The sequence below is a fragment of the Rhodococcus sp. BH5 genome, from assembly GCF_027583855.1.
In the GTDB taxonomy this organism is placed as follows: Bacteria; Actinomycetota; Actinomycetes; order Mycobacteriales; family Mycobacteriaceae; genus Rhodococcus_F; species Rhodococcus_F qingshengii.
This window is the reverse complement of record NZ_JAJHVW010000006.1, coordinates 253833-268526: the sequence shown is the minus strand read 5'-3', so window position 1 is coordinate 268526 and position 14694 is coordinate 253833. Positions and strand designations below refer to the sequence as shown.

General features: G+C 63.3%; 14 protein-coding genes. 8 read left to right on the top strand and 6 right to left on the bottom strand.

Annotated elements, in window-relative coordinates:
- Positions 1-7: 7 nt before the first annotated feature.
- The 3 genes from RhoBH5_RS17750 (at position 8) to RhoBH5_RS17740 (ending at position 2877) form a co-directional block, all read left to right on the top strand.
- Positions 8-769, top strand: coding sequence for an enoyl-CoA hydratase-related protein (locus RhoBH5_RS17750; protein WP_003940058.1), 762 nt, complete (start codon positions 8-10; stop codon positions 767-769).
- Positions 770-1010: 241 nt separating this feature from the next.
- Positions 1011-1526 carry an OsmC family protein gene (locus tag RhoBH5_RS17745; RefSeq protein ID WP_007732784.1) on the top strand — a complete coding sequence of 172 codons (516 nt, stop codon included), beginning with the start codon at positions 1011-1013 and terminating at the stop codon, positions 1524-1526.
- 37 nt (positions 1527-1563) lie between these two features.
- Positions 1564-2877, top strand: coding sequence for a bifunctional o-acetylhomoserine/o-acetylserine sulfhydrylase (locus RhoBH5_RS17740; RefSeq protein ID WP_003939848.1), 1314 nt, complete (start codon positions 1564-1566; stop codon positions 2875-2877).
- Positions 2878-2941: 64 nt separating this feature from the next.
- Here the strand turns inward: RhoBH5_RS17740 and bphC are convergent, their stop codons facing one another.
- The 4 genes from bphC to RhoBH5_RS17720 form a co-directional block, all read right to left on the bottom strand.
- Complete coding sequence (gene bphC / locus RhoBH5_RS17735; protein ID WP_003940493.1) at positions 2942-3862, bottom strand: biphenyl-2,3-diol 1,2-dioxygenase; 921 nt, start codon at positions 3860-3862, stop codon at positions 2942-2944.
- A gap of 35 nt (positions 3863-3897) precedes the next feature.
- The gene (locus tag RhoBH5_RS17730) at positions 3898-5076 is read right to left on the bottom strand and encodes an acyl-CoA dehydrogenase family protein (protein WP_003940250.1); all 1179 of its coding nucleotides are present in this window, start codon (positions 5074-5076) and stop codon (positions 3898-3900) included.
- 171 nt (positions 5077-5247) lie between these two features.
- The gene (locus RhoBH5_RS17725) at positions 5248-6117 is read right to left on the bottom strand and encodes an alpha/beta fold hydrolase (RefSeq protein ID WP_019745379.1); all 870 of its coding nucleotides are present in this window, start codon (positions 6115-6117) and stop codon (positions 5248-5250) included.
- A 76-nt stretch (positions 6118-6193) separates the two neighbouring features.
- The gene (locus RhoBH5_RS17720) at positions 6194-7102 is read right to left on the bottom strand and encodes an IclR family transcriptional regulator (RefSeq protein ID WP_003940451.1); all 909 of its coding nucleotides are present in this window, start codon (positions 7100-7102) and stop codon (positions 6194-6196) included.
- Between the two features lie 138 nt (positions 7103-7240).
- Here RhoBH5_RS17720 and RhoBH5_RS17715 point away from each other — a divergent pair, with 138 nt between their 5' ends.
- The 3 genes from RhoBH5_RS17715 to RhoBH5_RS17705 all read left to right on the top strand — a co-directional run bounded on the left by RhoBH5_RS17715 (position 7241) and on the right by RhoBH5_RS17705 (position 10017).
- The gene (locus RhoBH5_RS17715) at positions 7241-8116 is read left to right on the top strand and encodes a TIGR03619 family F420-dependent LLM class oxidoreductase (protein WP_003940045.1); all 876 of its coding nucleotides are present in this window, start codon (positions 7241-7243) and stop codon (positions 8114-8116) included.
- Between the two features lie 32 nt (positions 8117-8148).
- Positions 8149-8640, top strand: a complete 492-nt coding sequence (locus tag RhoBH5_RS17710; protein WP_003939809.1) for a nuclear transport factor 2 family protein — start codon at positions 8149-8151, stop codon at positions 8638-8640.
- 129 nt (positions 8641-8769) lie between these two features.
- Entirely contained in the window at positions 8770-10017 is a 1248-nt protein-coding gene (locus RhoBH5_RS17705) for an Nramp family divalent metal transporter (protein WP_270008608.1), read from the top strand.
- A 56-nt stretch (positions 10018-10073) separates the two neighbouring features.
- Here RhoBH5_RS17705 and RhoBH5_RS17700 read toward each other — a convergent pair whose 3' ends face one another.
- Positions 10074-11669 carry an acyl-CoA synthetase gene (locus RhoBH5_RS17700; protein ID WP_065351432.1) on the bottom strand — a complete coding sequence of 532 codons (1596 nt, stop codon included), beginning with the start codon at positions 11667-11669 and terminating at the stop codon, positions 10074-10076.
- Between the two features lie 370 nt (positions 11670-12039).
- Between RhoBH5_RS17700 and RhoBH5_RS17695 the strand changes: the two genes are divergently transcribed.
- A complete protein-coding gene (locus RhoBH5_RS17695; RefSeq protein ID WP_007729451.1) occupies positions 12040-12978 on the top strand; it encodes a 3-oxoacyl-ACP reductase in 939 nt (312 codons plus the stop codon).
- Between the two features lie 26 nt (positions 12979-13004).
- Entirely contained in the window at positions 13005-13748 is a 744-nt protein-coding gene (locus RhoBH5_RS17690) for an SDR family NAD(P)-dependent oxidoreductase (protein WP_030537180.1), read from the top strand.
- Positions 13749-13770: 22 nt separating this feature from the next.
- On the opposite strand, the gene RhoBH5_RS17685 is transcribed toward RhoBH5_RS17690, so the two are convergent.
- Positions 13771-14676, bottom strand: coding sequence for an amidohydrolase family protein (locus RhoBH5_RS17685; RefSeq protein WP_270008607.1), 906 nt, complete (start codon positions 14674-14676; stop codon positions 13771-13773).
- Between the last annotated feature and the right edge of the window lie 18 nt (positions 14677-14694).

The window sequence follows — 14694 nt, the reverse complement described above, 5'->3', positions numbered from 1 at the left end:
TCCAATTATGTCGACTGTTTCCACCGAACGCCATGACCGCGTTCTCATCGTCAGGATCGAACGCGAAGAACGCCGTAACGCGATCAACCGTGAGACTGCCGAGGGAATCGAAGCCGCGCTGAATCTTCTCGACGACGACCCTGATCTGTGGGTCGGCATCATCACCGGAACCCCCAACATCTTTTGCGCCGGAACCGATATCCGAGAGCGGGCCGACCTTCGCATGCCTCGCGGCGGTGAGTACGGCGTCATTCGGCGCCGGCGGAACAAGCCCCTGATCGCTGCAGTCGAGGGCTACGCGCTTGGTGGCGGTTTCGAAATCGCACTGGCCTGCGATCTGATCGTCGCCTCTGCCACAGCGCAATTCGGCCTTCCCGAAACCAAACGCGGTCTGGTTGCGACGTCCGGCGCACTCTTTCGGGCTCCTCGCGCGCTTCCGATCAACGTCGCCCGTGAACTCTTGATCACCGGCCGCACACTCGATCCCGAAAGGGCAAAGGACCTCGGCGTCGTCAATGCAGTCACTGCCCCTGGTAAGGCACTCGACGAGGCACTGGTGATGGCAGCGGAGATCTGCGAGTCCTCCCCCACCTCCGTGAGTCTGAGTCTGAAGGCCATCGAGGCTCTCTACGCCGACGCCGACGCCGACGGATGGAAGGTCACCGACGACGCCAAGGACGCAGTGTTGCGCTCTCCGGACATCGCCGAAGGACTCGACGCTTTCGCCACTCGTCGGACACCCCGATGGAGCGGACTGCCGCCCGCATGACAGACCACAATCCGAGACAGATTTCCTATACGTCTGGTCGGAAAGGGTATGAACCGGTTACAGTCTCTCCTGTGACGGGAATCGGCGCATACGAGACGGGCACGCTGCTGACGCGGCGGCGCCATGTCGACTTTGCGCATGTCTGTACATCCGGGTGTCCGATCTACTGATCGGACCTACGACGTGAGCGCCGCTCACGTCGATACTCGTATGTACACCCAGATCAGGGGACATTTCTGTCATGACCACCGCCTCCATCTCACACCTGAGTTCCGTCGTAGCAGCCAACGCCGACGCCATCGACAAAGACGCCAGCAAAGCGCACGTCGTATTCAAGGCTTCCGCCCAGGCGCACGACGCCGTTGCCAGCACCATTTCTCTCGGTAAGTACAGCGTCGAGGTCGACGAGCCGCCGGCCCTCGGCGGCGAGAACACCGCAGCCAATCCTGTCGAGTACTACCTTGCTTCCCTGCTCTCCTGCCAGGTGGTCACCTACCGCGTCTGGGCGGACAAACTCGGTATCGCTCTCGACGACATCTCGGCCAGAGCCGAAGGTGACCTCGACGTTCGTGGATTCTTCGGCTTCGACGACGCCGTCCGTCCGGGATTCTCCGAGGTCCGCGTGGTCGTCACCCTGACCGGCCCCGAAACCCGCGAGCGCTACCTGGAACTGCAGGAAACGGTCGACGCCCACTGCCCCGTACTCGATCTCACCCGCAATCCCGTCCCAGTGCATACAGTCGTCGAAACCGCCTGACCCGCACCAACCCACCTTCACCACGGAGTATGAATTCATGAGCGAGAACACCCCCGTCGATACCGATCCGACCGCCGATTGGTCGTTCGAAACCAAGCAGGTCCACGCCGGACAGGGCCCGGACAGCGCTACCAACGCTCGGGCGCTTCCGATCTACCAGACCACCAGCTACGTCTTCGACAACACCGACCATGCGGCGGCGCTCTTCGGCCTCGCCGAGCCGGGCAACATCTACACCCGCATCATGAACCCGACGCAGGACGCCGTCGAGCAGCGCATCGCCGCCCTCGAAGGCGGAGTCGCGGCTCTGCTGGTTGCGTCCGGTCAGGCCGCCGAATCCTTCGCGATCCTCAACCTCGCCGAGGCCGGGGACCACATCGTCTCAAGCCCTCGCCTGTACGGCGGCACGTACAACCTCTTCCACTACACGCTGCCCAAGCTCGGTATCACCGTCGACTTCGTCGAGGACCCGGACAACCTCGATCACTGGCGTGAGGCAATCCGTCCGAACACCAAGGCGTTCTACGGCGAAACCATCTCCAACCCCAAGAACGACGTGTTCGACATCCCCGGCATCAGCGCAGTCGCCCATGAGCACGGCATCCCGCTGATCGTGGACAACACGGTCGCAACTCCGTACCTCATTCAGCCGCTGAAGCACGGCGCCGACATCGTCGTCCACTCCGCCACCAAATACCTTGGCGGACACGGCACCGCGATCGCCGGCGTCATCGTCGACGGTGGCACCTTCGACTGGACCCAGGGACGCCACACCAACTTCACGACCCCCGACCCCAGCTACCACGGCGTCACCTTTGCCGATCTCGGTGCACCCGCCTACGCCCTCAAGGCACGCGTTCAGCTTCTGCGCGACCTCGGCTCGGCCATCGCACCGTTCAACGCCTTCCTCATCTCGCAGGGTATCGAGACACTGAGCCTGCGCATCGAGCGCCACGTGTCCAACGCCCAAAAGGTCGCGGAATTCCTCGAGGGCCGCGCCGAGGTCACGTCGGTCGCGTACGCCGGACTGGAATCCTCGCCCTGGCACGAGCGCGGAAAGCAGCTGGCTCCCAAGGGAACCGGCGCCATCGTCGCGTTCGAGCTCGCCGGTGGAGTCGACGCAGGCAAGAAGTTCGTCAACGCCCTGACGCTGCACAGCCACGTCGCCAACATCGGTGACGTTCGCTCACTCGTCATCCACCCCGCGTCGACGACGCACTCGCAGCTCACCCCCGAGGAGCAGCTCGCTTCGGGCGTCACGCCGGGGCTCGTCCGCCTCGCGGTCGGCATCGAAGGGATCGACGACATTCTCGCCGACCTCGAAACCGGTTTGGCCGCAGCAGCTTCCTGATCTATCGCACGAAAAAGCTCGGCCCCGATATGCATTGGGACCGAGCTTTTTCGTTGCGTAAGAGCTAGCTCTTGGGAGTGAACGCGGCCAGCGGTTCACTCTCGGACCAGTCATGGCCCCAGTAGCTGTCGGCCGTGATTTCCTCAGCGGTGTAGAAGGCTTCGTCGACAAGCATGCCTTCGCAGCCGAACTCCAGATCCCATCCACCCGGTGCGCGCACGTAGAACGACACCATCTTGTCGTTCGTGTGGCGACCCAACGTCGAGGAGATCGAGAAGCCGAGCTTGGCAACACGATCGAGAGCCTGACCGACGGCGTCGAGAGTCTCGGCTTCCATCATCAGGTGCACGAGACCGGGCTCGTCAACCGGCGGCGCCGGGCACAACGCCAGGCTGTGGTGGCGCTGGTTGACACCCATGAAGCGAACGCGGCGAGCCGGCGGCGGCGCATCGATACCGCCGAGACGGATGGAACCGCGCGGGAGGAATCCGAGCACCTCGGTGTAGAAGGTGTATGCCTCGTCGAAACGCGTAACCGGAAGCACCACATGGCCGAGGCCCTGATCGCCGGTGACGAAACGGCCGCCGTGCGGGGTGACCAACGGGCTGTGGTCGAGTACCGGTCCGAAGAAGACCTCGACTCGGTTGCCGTTGGGATCGTCGAATGCGATGACCTGCTCGGCATCGCGGTAGCTGGCGTCGACCTCGGAAAGAACCTCGACCTCGACTCCGGCCTTCTCCACTGCTTCACGAACACGCTGGAGCGCGAACTGATCTCGCACTTCCCAGCCCACTGCGAGAGCCTTGTCCGTCTCACCGGGCAGGACGATCAGTCGCGCACGACGCTCGTCCAGGCGCAAGTAGAGGCCGTCGGCTTCCGGGCCACTACCGACCGCGAGGCCGAGTCCGTCGACCACGAGCTCGCGCCAGCGAGCCACGTCCTGCGTTTGGATCCTGAGATACCCCAGGCCCCGAATTTCAGTCATGCCTAACCGTCCTTGCTTCGAAAGTATTTGTGGGACTAGATCATCGAGCGGTGGATACCCTGCGGTTCGCCACCGAGCTGCGAGAGCGTCGACGCATGGAAAATGGAGCCAGGTACGTGGATCGCGTGCGCGAGACCGGCATGAGCATCACGCCAGAACCGCTGCATCGGCGTGTTCAACTGCAAAGCCCCACCACCGGAACGAGCAAAGATCTCGTCCACCGCACGCACCGCCCGCCACGCAGCAGCAGTCTGCGTACGGCGACCGATCGCACGAAGCTCGAACGAAACTTCCTGCCCCTTCTCCGTCATGTCCCAGAAACGATCCACCGTCTCCAAGATCGCAGCCCGAGAAGCAGCGATCTCGGCCGCCGCCTCACCGATCGCGAACAGCACGTACGGATCTTCCTTGATCGGAACACCACTGACCGTCACACGCTCACGCTGCGCCGCCATGTTGCACGCCAACGCACCTTCGGCGATACCGATCAACGACGAGGTGATCCCCAACGGGAAAATGCACGAGAACGGGAACTTGTACAACGTCTCCGTACGGCCCGCTTCCTTCCACGCCGTCCCGTCGTACACCTTTCCGGCGTCGATCGTGCGGTAGGTGGGCAGGAACGCGTCCTTGACGATCAGGTCCTTCGACCCGGTTCCGCGTAGGCCCACGACATTCCAGCTGTCCTGGTCGATGTCGTAATCGGAGCGCGGCAGCAGTACGTGCAGGTGCTTCGGCGGCATCAACGGCTTGCCGGACTCGTCACCGACCATCGCGCCGATCATGATCCAGTCACAGTGATCGGTGCCGGACGAGAACGACCAACGACCGTTGAGGATGTACCCACCCTCGACCGGCCTCGCCACGCCCATCGGCGCATACGGTGACGCCATCCACGTATCGGGATCGGTTCCCCACACCTCTTCCTGAGCCTTGCGGTCGAAGAACGCAAGCTCCCACGGATGAACACCGACGATGCCGCTGACCCAGCCCGTGGCACCGTCCATCGCGCCGATAGCCATTGCCGTCTCGGCGAATTCACGCGGATGCGCCTCGAGGCCTCCGAACTCCTTCGGCTGGAACATCCGGATGACGCCGGAGTCGCGCAAGCGCTTCGCGCTGCCGTCCGTCAAGCGCATCAGCTTGTCGCCCTCGACCCCGTCGGCGCGGATCTCGTCGGCGAACTGTGAGATGTTGTCCAGAACCTGACCCATGATTTTTCCGGCTTTCTGGTTTCGCTACCCGGCGAGTGCCTGGGCAGAATGAAAATCTGTTGGTGAAACGGTGGCAGGTAGCCCACCGAAGTGCAGAAACGCTTCCCGGTGAGTGGGAGCACCCCTGTGCGCCTTTTTGGTAGTGGGGGCTACCAAAAAGGCGCACGGGCCTTACTTGCCTTCTGGACGCGTCAGAAATGCCAGAACGGACGCGACCCAGGCGTCGCGAGCTTCGATCATCGTCCAGTGTCCGCAGTTGGGGAAGATGTGAACTTCGCCGTTGGGGATGTCGCGCATCGGCAGAATCGCCATGTCCACGGGGCTGACGCGGTCGTCGCGTCCCCAGGTCAACAGCGTCGGCGCCTTGATCTTGTTCAGCTGCGCCCAGTACGGCACGGCGGTCGACGCAGCGGCAGCCGCGCCCATGGCGGCCATGGCCTTGCTGCTGTACATACGACGGGCGATCTCGAGCGTCGTCGGCTCGGTGGCCAGGGCCCAACGCTCTTCGATGAGCTGCTCGGTGACGACGGCACGGTCGAAGACCATCGAATGCAACCAGCGGACCAGAGCTTCGCGGGTGGGGTTGTCGGTGAACTCCATGAGGAGTTTGATGCCTTCACCGGGCCCCGGCGAGAAGGTGTTCTTTCCCATGCCGCCGATGGTGACGAGCTTGCTCACCCGGTGCGGCTCGTCGATCGCGACCTTGGTGGCGACGATGCCGCCCATGGAGTTACCGATCATGTGGACCGGGCCGAGGCCGAGGCCGTCGAGGAACATCCCGACCGACGCCTGCGCCATCATCATCGGATGGTCGGGGCCGGGATCGCTGACGCCGAATCCGGGAAACTCGAGAACGTAGCAGTGGAAGTGCTCCGCGAAGTCCGCGAGAACGCCGCGGTAGTTACGCCAACCGGTGACGCCGGGGCCCGATCCGTGCAGCAGCAGGAGCGGCGGGCCGTCGCCGGCTTCGTGGTACCGGAGCACACCGAGATCGGTCTGCAGTTCCTTCAGAGTTCCCTCGTAGCTCAGTTCAGTCGTCATGGTCCGAACGGTGCCATCAGTACCGCTGAGCTGCTATGACTCGTCCCGATCAGCGAGACAAGTCGATCAAAATACGTCAGATCCAGTGGTCGGACGACGCTGCCAGCAGGCGATCCATCGTCTCCGCCGAGAACGTATTGGTCGGAACGGGAGGCGTTTTGCGGCCGCGGCGAGGAGCACCCAGTTCGGGGTACAGCGTCCGTGAGACCTCGCGAGCCGCGTCGACGACCAGCGGAGCAACTCGCTCGAGCTGAGCGGTCCGCATGTCACCACACAACGCGATGCTGCCGACGGGACCCTCGTGTCCGCGAATTGCCGAAGCCACACAAGCGACTCCACGCGCCGACTCCCCGCGTTCGAAGGCCAGTCCCCGACGCTGACGGATGCGGTTCAGTTCCTGGTGGAGCACAGCGACGTCGGTGATCGTGTTCTCGGTACAGCGGGGAAGAGAAGACCCGAACAGAGCGTCGACGCGCTCGGGGTCGATCCACGCCAGCATCGCCTTGCCACCAGCCGTCGAATGAGCGAGCACTCTGCCGCCGACGCGGGACGGGAGCGCCGCGGCGAATCGTCCGCCGACCTTGTCGAGATAGACGCTCTCGCGTCCGTCGAGCACCGACAGGTGAACGACCATGCCGGTCTGCAGGTGCAGTTCGTGCAGAAGCGGTGCAGCGGCTTCGCGGATCTGGCTGTGGCCGCCGTCGCCACCACCGAGGCCGAGCGCGCGACGCCCGAGGCAGTAGCCGAACGATGCGTGATCGACCCAGTCCAGCTTGACCAGCTGATCGAGAATGCGGTGGACCGTGGAGCGCGGCAACTGAGTACGGCACGCGACCTCTTCCAGCGTCAGCCGCGCGGCGCGGCCGTCGAAGGCGTCGAGAATCAATGTCATCCGCTCGACCATCGACGGCGGCAGATCCTTCTTGGGTTGCCCACCGGCAGTCTGGACGGTGGACAGTGTGTCGTTCATGTCAACAATGGTCATGGACGCCTCCCGAAAACTGGAATTGATTCTACCGACTATAACCCAGGTCACAGTTTCTGGAAAGTGAATCGATCTTTTCGATCCCGATCAGCGGTAATTCACCTGCCACCGGGCGAGTGGGGACGCTATAAACGCCCGATGCACCTGGGAATCGTCACACCGGTCCTGATTCAGCACCCGAGCACGCGCTCGGAGTGGGAGGCAAGTGCTGACATCGGCGAGATCGCCACAGTGGCCGCCACGGCGGATCGACTCGGTTTCCATCATCTGACCTGCAGTGAACACGTGGCGGTCCCCGAGGAGATTGCCGCCGAGCGCGGCGGAACCTACTGGGATCCGCTCGCCACCCTTGGTTTTCTCGCCGCGCGTACATCACGAATCCTGCTGGCGACCCAGGTGCTGGTGTTGGGCTACCACCACCCCCTCGAGATCGCCAAGCGTTACGGAACGCTTGATCGCGTCAGCAATGGACGCCTGATACTCGGCCTCGGGGTGGGGACTCTGAAACAAGAATTCGATCTCATAAATGCTCCATTTGCCGACCGAGGAGCGCGCGCTGACGATGCCTTGGCCGCACTTCGGGCATCACTGTCGACGCCGACTCCGGAGTATCACGGCGAGTTCTACGACTACTCCGGATTTGTCGTCGAACCCCACGCCGTCCAGAAACGGGTGCCGCTGTGGATCGGCGGCCGGACCAAGAGATCGCTGCGCCGGGCCACCACACACGGCGACGGGTGGGTGCCGTTCGGGCTGCGATTCTCCGAACTGAAGGAAATGCTCGATGCCACGACGCTCCCCGACGGATTCGACGTGGTGCTTCCCGCCGGTGCGCCGCTCGATCCTCTCGGCAATCGCGAATCCACCCTTCGCGCCTTGACTCGCGTCCGTGACGCCGGGGCGACCATCGCCAGCTGCTCGGTCGGCGCTCGAAGCGTCGAGCACTACTGCGAACAACTCGAAGAACTTCACCGAATCGCCCTCGCCGAGGGCTTTTCTTTCACCACTTCCTGATTCCCCGACAATTCAATGCAAAGGACGTACCGATGACCGACTCGACCGCCCTGATCGAATCCCTGCTCGCCCGAGTGGAATTGCTCGAGGACAAGCTCGCGATCACCGAACTGCTGACCACATACAGCCCTGCCGTCGACAGCGGATCAGCCGACGAGGTCGCGAACCTGTGGCTCGAGGACGGCGTCTACGACGTCGATACCGGTGCGATGCACGGCCGCGGCGAACTGCGCGCGATGGTTCACAGCGCCTCACACCAGAACTGGATCATGAACGGCGCGGCCCACATGATGACACCCGCCCACATCCGCATCGACGGCAACAAGGCCGTCGCGACCTGCCATTCGCAGTTGGTCATCAAAGATCCCGAGAACCCGACGGGATTCAAGGTCCTCCGCATCACCGCAAACCGTTGGGAACTGATCAAGACGGACGGCGAGTGGAAGGTCGAACTGCGTACCAACGCCCTCCTCGACGGCCGACCCGAGGCTCGCGCTCTCCTGGCTGCCGGCGTGACGGCCTAACCGGCCTGTGGGCGGTTAGGGACCCTCTGCGGTCGCTAACCGCGCACAGCTGTTGAAAGTTCGGCTCCCCGAACTCTATAGTTCACTTATTCGAACCAACAGGTCCGAGTACGTGTGACCAGGAGACCGATGAGCACCAGTACGCAAGAGCCGACGACTCCGCGCCGACGACCCACGGGGAGATCCATCGCCCTGCTCGGTCCGGCGTTCGTCGCGGCAATCGCGTACGTCGATCCGGGCAACGTCGCCGCCAACCTCACCGCCGGCGCCAAGTACGGCTACCTCCTCATCTGGGTACTCGTACTCGCCAACGCGATGGCCGTCCTCGTGCAGTATCTGTCCGCGAAACTCGGTCTCGTCTCCGGCAGATCCCTGCCCGAAATGCTGGGTCAGCGCCTGCGTAAGAACAACCGCCGCGCCTTCTGGCTCCAGGCCGAGATGATGGCGATCGCGACCGACGTCGCCGAAGTCATCGGCGGCGCCATCGCACTCAACCTGCTCTTCAACATCCCGCTCTTCCTCGGCGGACTGATCACCGGATGCGTGTCGATGGTCATCCTGACGATCCAAAGTCGGCGCGGACAGCGCACTTTCGAGTTCGTGGTCATGGGATTGCTGGCCATCATCACCATCGGCTTCCTGACCGGGCTCGCCTTCACCGACGTCTCCGGCAGCGAGGCCGTCGCCGGACTGGTCCCCCGCTTCGAAGGAACCGAGACCGTACTGCTCGCCGCCAGCATGCTCGGAGCAACGGTCATGCCGCACGCGATCTACCTTCACTCCGCATTGGCACGTGATCGCCACGGCCACATCAAACCCGGCCCACGGTTGCAGCGATTACTCAAAGTCACCCGTTGGGATGTCGTCGTCGCGTTGATCATCGCCGGTGGCGTGAACATCGGCATGCTGCTGCTGGCCGCTTCGGCGCTGCGCGGAGTACCCGGCACCGACACCATCGACGGTGCGCATGCCGCGATCGAGAATTCGCTCGGCCCGGGCGTAGCCGTGGTGTTCGCGATCGGCCTCCTCGCCTCCGGACTCGCGTCGACCTCCGTGGGATGCGCGGCCGGCGCCGAGATCATGCATGGTCTTCTGGCCATTCGGATTCCGGTGATCACACGCCGGATCGTCACGCTCATCCCGGCACTGATCGTGCTCGGACTCGGCGTCGACCCGACGCTGGCGCTCGTGTTCAGCCAAGTGGTCTTGAGCCTGTGCATCCCCTTCGCGATCATCCCGCTGGTGCGAATGACCTCGGACCCCGAACTCATGGGCGACGCGCGCAATGCCCCGCTCACGACCGTCGCGGCGTGGATTGCGGCGGGCTTGATCGTTGCACTCAACGTCGCTCTGCTGGTTCTGACGGTGACAGGCTAGAGCACCGGAGCCACCCAACGCGTCCCTCACAAACGCGCTGGACGGCTCCGGCCGGACTAGGAGACTTGCTCGGCGAGAGTGGCCTTGGCCCAGCGATAGTCGGCCTTTCCGCTGGGAGAACGCCTGATCGACGGAACGTTCATGACGGTGCGCGGCACTTTGTACCGAGCGACCTGCGACGCGCAATGCTCACCGATCTCGGCAGCGTCCGGGACGTCGAAGCCTTCGCGGGTCGTGATGACCGCAGCGACGCGCTCACCGAACTTCGCATCCGGAATTCCCGCGACCAGAGCGTCGAGCACCGCCGGGTGACTCTTGAGCGCCTGCTCGACCTCTTCCGGATACACCTTCTCCCCGCCGGTGTTGATGCACTGAGAACCACGCCCCAGCAGGACGATCGAGCCGTCGGCTTCCACGCGCCCGACGTCGCCGAGCACCGACATCCGCACCCCGTCGATCACCGGGAACGTAGCCGCGGTCTTGACCGGATCATTGAAGTAGCCGACCGGCACGTGACCGCTGCGAGCGATGTAGCCGGTCTCGGGCGATCCCGGCTCCAGCGGCCGCATCCTTTCGTCCACGACGCGGGTCTCGTCGCGAGCGGCGATGCGCATCAGGCCGTCTTCGCCGATCTCCAGATTGCCGTCGACGCCCGACTCCGAGGAGCCGAATCCGTCGCGGATCACCAGGTTCGGAAGCATCGACTTGAGCTGCTCCCGCAGTGAGAGCGAGAACAAGGCTCCACCCGACGAGACCATTCCGACCGTGCTGAGGTCGTAATCTGCTGCGTTTGCTGCCAATTCGTCTGCGAGCGGACGTGCCATCGCGTCTCCGACGACGGTGATGGAGACGGCCTTCTCACTTCCGGCGAGCTGCAGCGTCGTCTTCGCGTCGAACCGCGCCATGAGAATTGCGTTGGCGCCCATGAAGAATCCGGTGAACAGCGAGTACGACGCCGCACCGTGCATCAGGGGTGCGGTACTGAGCATGTTCATCGCGGGAACGTTCGGCACCGCGGCGAACAGAGCCTCAGCGGTCGTGTGCGGCGGACCGAACGGATTTCCGCCGGTGAGCGCCGCGAAGTAGAAGTCTTCATGACGCCACATGACGCCCTTGGGCATCCCCGTCGTGCCGCCGGTGTAGATGACAAAGAGGTCGTCGTTGCTGCGGGGCGCGAAGTCACGAGTAGCGGGCTGCTCCGCGGCAGCGTCGGCGTATCCAACGACGTCGACACCTTCGATATCGCGGACCACGGACTTGCCGACGACAACGACGTGCTTGATGCCGGGCGCGGCCGGGAGAACCGTCTCCACGACGGAAACGAACTCCTCGTCCACAATCAGTGCCACCGACTGCGAATCGTTGTACAGATAGGTCAGTTCGGCGTCGACGTAGCGATAGTTGACGTTGATCGGGACCGCACGAATCTTGAGGCAGCCGAGCAAACTCTCGACGAACTCGATGCTGTTGCGCATGTGCAGAGCAACGTGATCGCCGGGCCCGACACCGACGCTCGCCAGGTGGCGGGCGATGCGATTCGAGCCCTCGTCCAGCTCGACGTAGGTGCGACGACGACCATCGCACACGAGCGCCGTGCGGTCCGGAATCAGATCCGAGATGCCCTCGTACAGATCTGCCAAATTCAGTGACACTGCTGGTGCCTTCCTTGATGTCCGGCCCGGTGAATTCGGGGCCGACCGTACTGCGTTTTCGGTGGGAACTATCCGACCCTGGAGCCGACGAATGCGGCCGAGAACTGAGCGGATCGGTGGTGACGCAAACGCGTACGCGGTGGGATCGCCGCGTCGCCCCAAGGTGGCATGCAGCGCTCGTGACCCAGATCACCGCTCCCGCTGAGTGAGACTCCTCCTCAGTCGGCCAAACTTCTGTTCAAAACTAGAACTAATTCTGATTTCGCTCGAATGATTTTTTCGGAACCGACTACCGAACTCTCGACTTCAAATTAGAATGAATACTAATTCTGCAAGACGTACCCGACCGCCCGGATCGAAGGAGCACGACATGACGCAATCACTGAGCTTGGAAGGCAAAGTTGCCGCCGTCACCGGCGCCGGCGCCGGCCTGGGTCGCGCCGAAGCACTCGGACTCGCGGCTGCCGGTGCAGCCGTCATCGTCAACGACATGGGTGCAGCGGCCAACGACGTGGTCGACGAGATCAAGGCCGCAGGTGGACAGGCACTCGCCATCACCGGCGACGTCTCCGACTGGTCGCTCGGCGGGCGCATCATCGAAGAGGCTGTCAAGAACTTCGGATCCTTCGACATCCTCGTCAACAATGCAGGCATCCTGCGCGACAAGATGATCTTCAACCTGACCGAATCCGATTGGGACGACGTCATCCGTGTGCACCTCAAGGGCCACGCCGCCACCTCGCACGCAGCCGCAGTCCACTGGCGCGCAGCCAGCAAGGCAGCCGACGCACCGGTCTACGGCCGCATCATCAACACCTCTTCCGAGGCCTTCCTCTTCGGCAGCGCCGGACAGCCCAACTACTCGGCAGCCAAGGCCGGCATCACCGCTCTGACGCTCTCGAGCGCAGCAGGTCTCTCCCGCTACGGCGTCCGCACCAACGCGATCTGCCCCCGTGCCCGCACCGCCATGACGGCAGAAGCCTTCGGCGAGAACAACACCGGCGTCGTCGGCCTCGATCCGCTTGCACCCGAGCGCGTCGCGACCCTGGTCAGCTACCTCGCATCCCCCGATTCCGACGAGATCAACGGACAGGTCTTCGTCGTCTACGGCAAGATGGTGGCGTTGATGGAAGCACCCAAGGTCGAGAACCGTTTCGACGCAGCCGGATCCGCGTTCACCGTCGAAGAACTCGGTGGCCAGCTCTCGTCTTACTTCTCCGGCCGTGGGCCGTACGAGACCTACGCCGCCTACAGCATCGCCGGCCTCGAAAAGATTGCACTTGCAGTCGACGAGACCGCAACAGTTTGAGCAGCACTTACGAAGAGGAGCGTTTCATGAGGTTGAACGGCAAGGTAGCGATCGTCACCGGCGGCGCCGGTGGAATCGGTCGTGCCATCACCCGAGTCTTCGCCCGTGAAGGCGCGAAGGTCCTGTTCGTCGACATCAACGACGAGCAGGGCCAGGCCCTCGAACAAGAACTGGCCGGCTCCGGCAAGTTCCTGAACGTCGACCTTGCTGCCGCCGGTTCGGCCGAGCAGATCCGTGACGCCGCGCTCGAGGCTTTCGGCAAGCTCGACATCCTGGTGAACAACGCTCACGCGTCCCGTCAGGCTCCGTTGCTCGAAACCACGCAGGACATGTTCGACCTGTCCTTCAACACCGGTTTCTACCCCGTTGTCCACCTCATGCAGGCGTGCCACGACGAACTCGCGAAGACCAAGGGTTCGGTCGTCAACTTCGCGTCGGGTTCAGGTTTGGACGGAATGCCGACCCAGACGTCCTACGCTGCGGCCAAGGAAGCTGTGCGAGGCCTGACGCGCGTCGTCGCCAACGAGTGGGCGCCGGAAGGCATTCGGGTCAACGTGGTCTGCCCGTTCGCCGCCACCGAAGGCGTCGTCAAGTGGCAGGAAGCCTTCCCTGAGCGCGCAGCCGCATCGGTTGCCAAGGTGCCTCTCGGACGCATCGGTGATCCCGAAACCGACATCGCTCCCGTCGTGGTATTCCTGGCGAGCGACGATTCCAAGTACATGACCGGACAGACGTTGATGGCCGACGGCGGCAGCATCAAATTGCGCTGAGTCGAAATACTTCTCGGTGGGCTCAGCTCACCGAGAAGAGTTTCGCAGCGTTGTCGTGCACGACGGCTCGCAGCCATTCGTCTCCAAGATCGAAGCGCGTAACCGCTTGCAAGGCTGTGAGATACGGGTACGGAATGTTCGGGAAGTCGCTACCGAACAGAATCCGGTCCTGCATGTCGACGAGCCGTGATACGTCCGCCTTCGGGAAGGCACACTGCTCTTCCGTGAAGTCGGTGAACGCCATGGTCGTATCCAGGCGGACATTGCCGTAAGCCTCTGCCAGATCGAGGAATTCGCTGTACTCGGGCATCCCCATGTGGGCGACGATCAACGACAGGCGCGGGTACCGTGCGAGCAGCGAAGAAATGCGATCAGGTCCCGTGTACTCCCCCGGCGCCGGTCCCGATCCACAGTGAATCACGATGGGCGTCTCGGAGTCCTCGAGTTGCCCCCAGACCTTGTCGAGCAGAGGGTCGTTCGGATCGTAGTTTCCGACCTGGATGTGGGACTTGAAGATTCGCGCGCCCGACTCCAATGCCTTGCCGACGTACGACGCCGCCGACTCCTCGGGATAGAACGTGGCCGTGTGCAGGCAATCGGGCGTTTGCGCGGCAAATTCGACGGCCCACTGATTGAGCCACTCGGCCATCGCGTGCTTGTGCGGGTAGATCATCGACGTGAAAGCCCGGACACCGAACTCGCGGAGACGGTGTACCCGCTCCTCCTCGGCAAGTCGGTAGGCGATGGGCCAAGGACGACCGATCATCGGTCCCGCCGAATCGAAGTAGCCCCACACCTTGTCCATGACGCTCTTCGGCATGAAATGGGTGTGGACGTCGATCACGCCAGGAACACCCAACTCGCGCCAAAAAGCCCGAACCTCGGCGATCTCCTCCGGTCCGGTCGATGGGACCTCTTCGGTACACACGTCTGACACCCCTTTCGT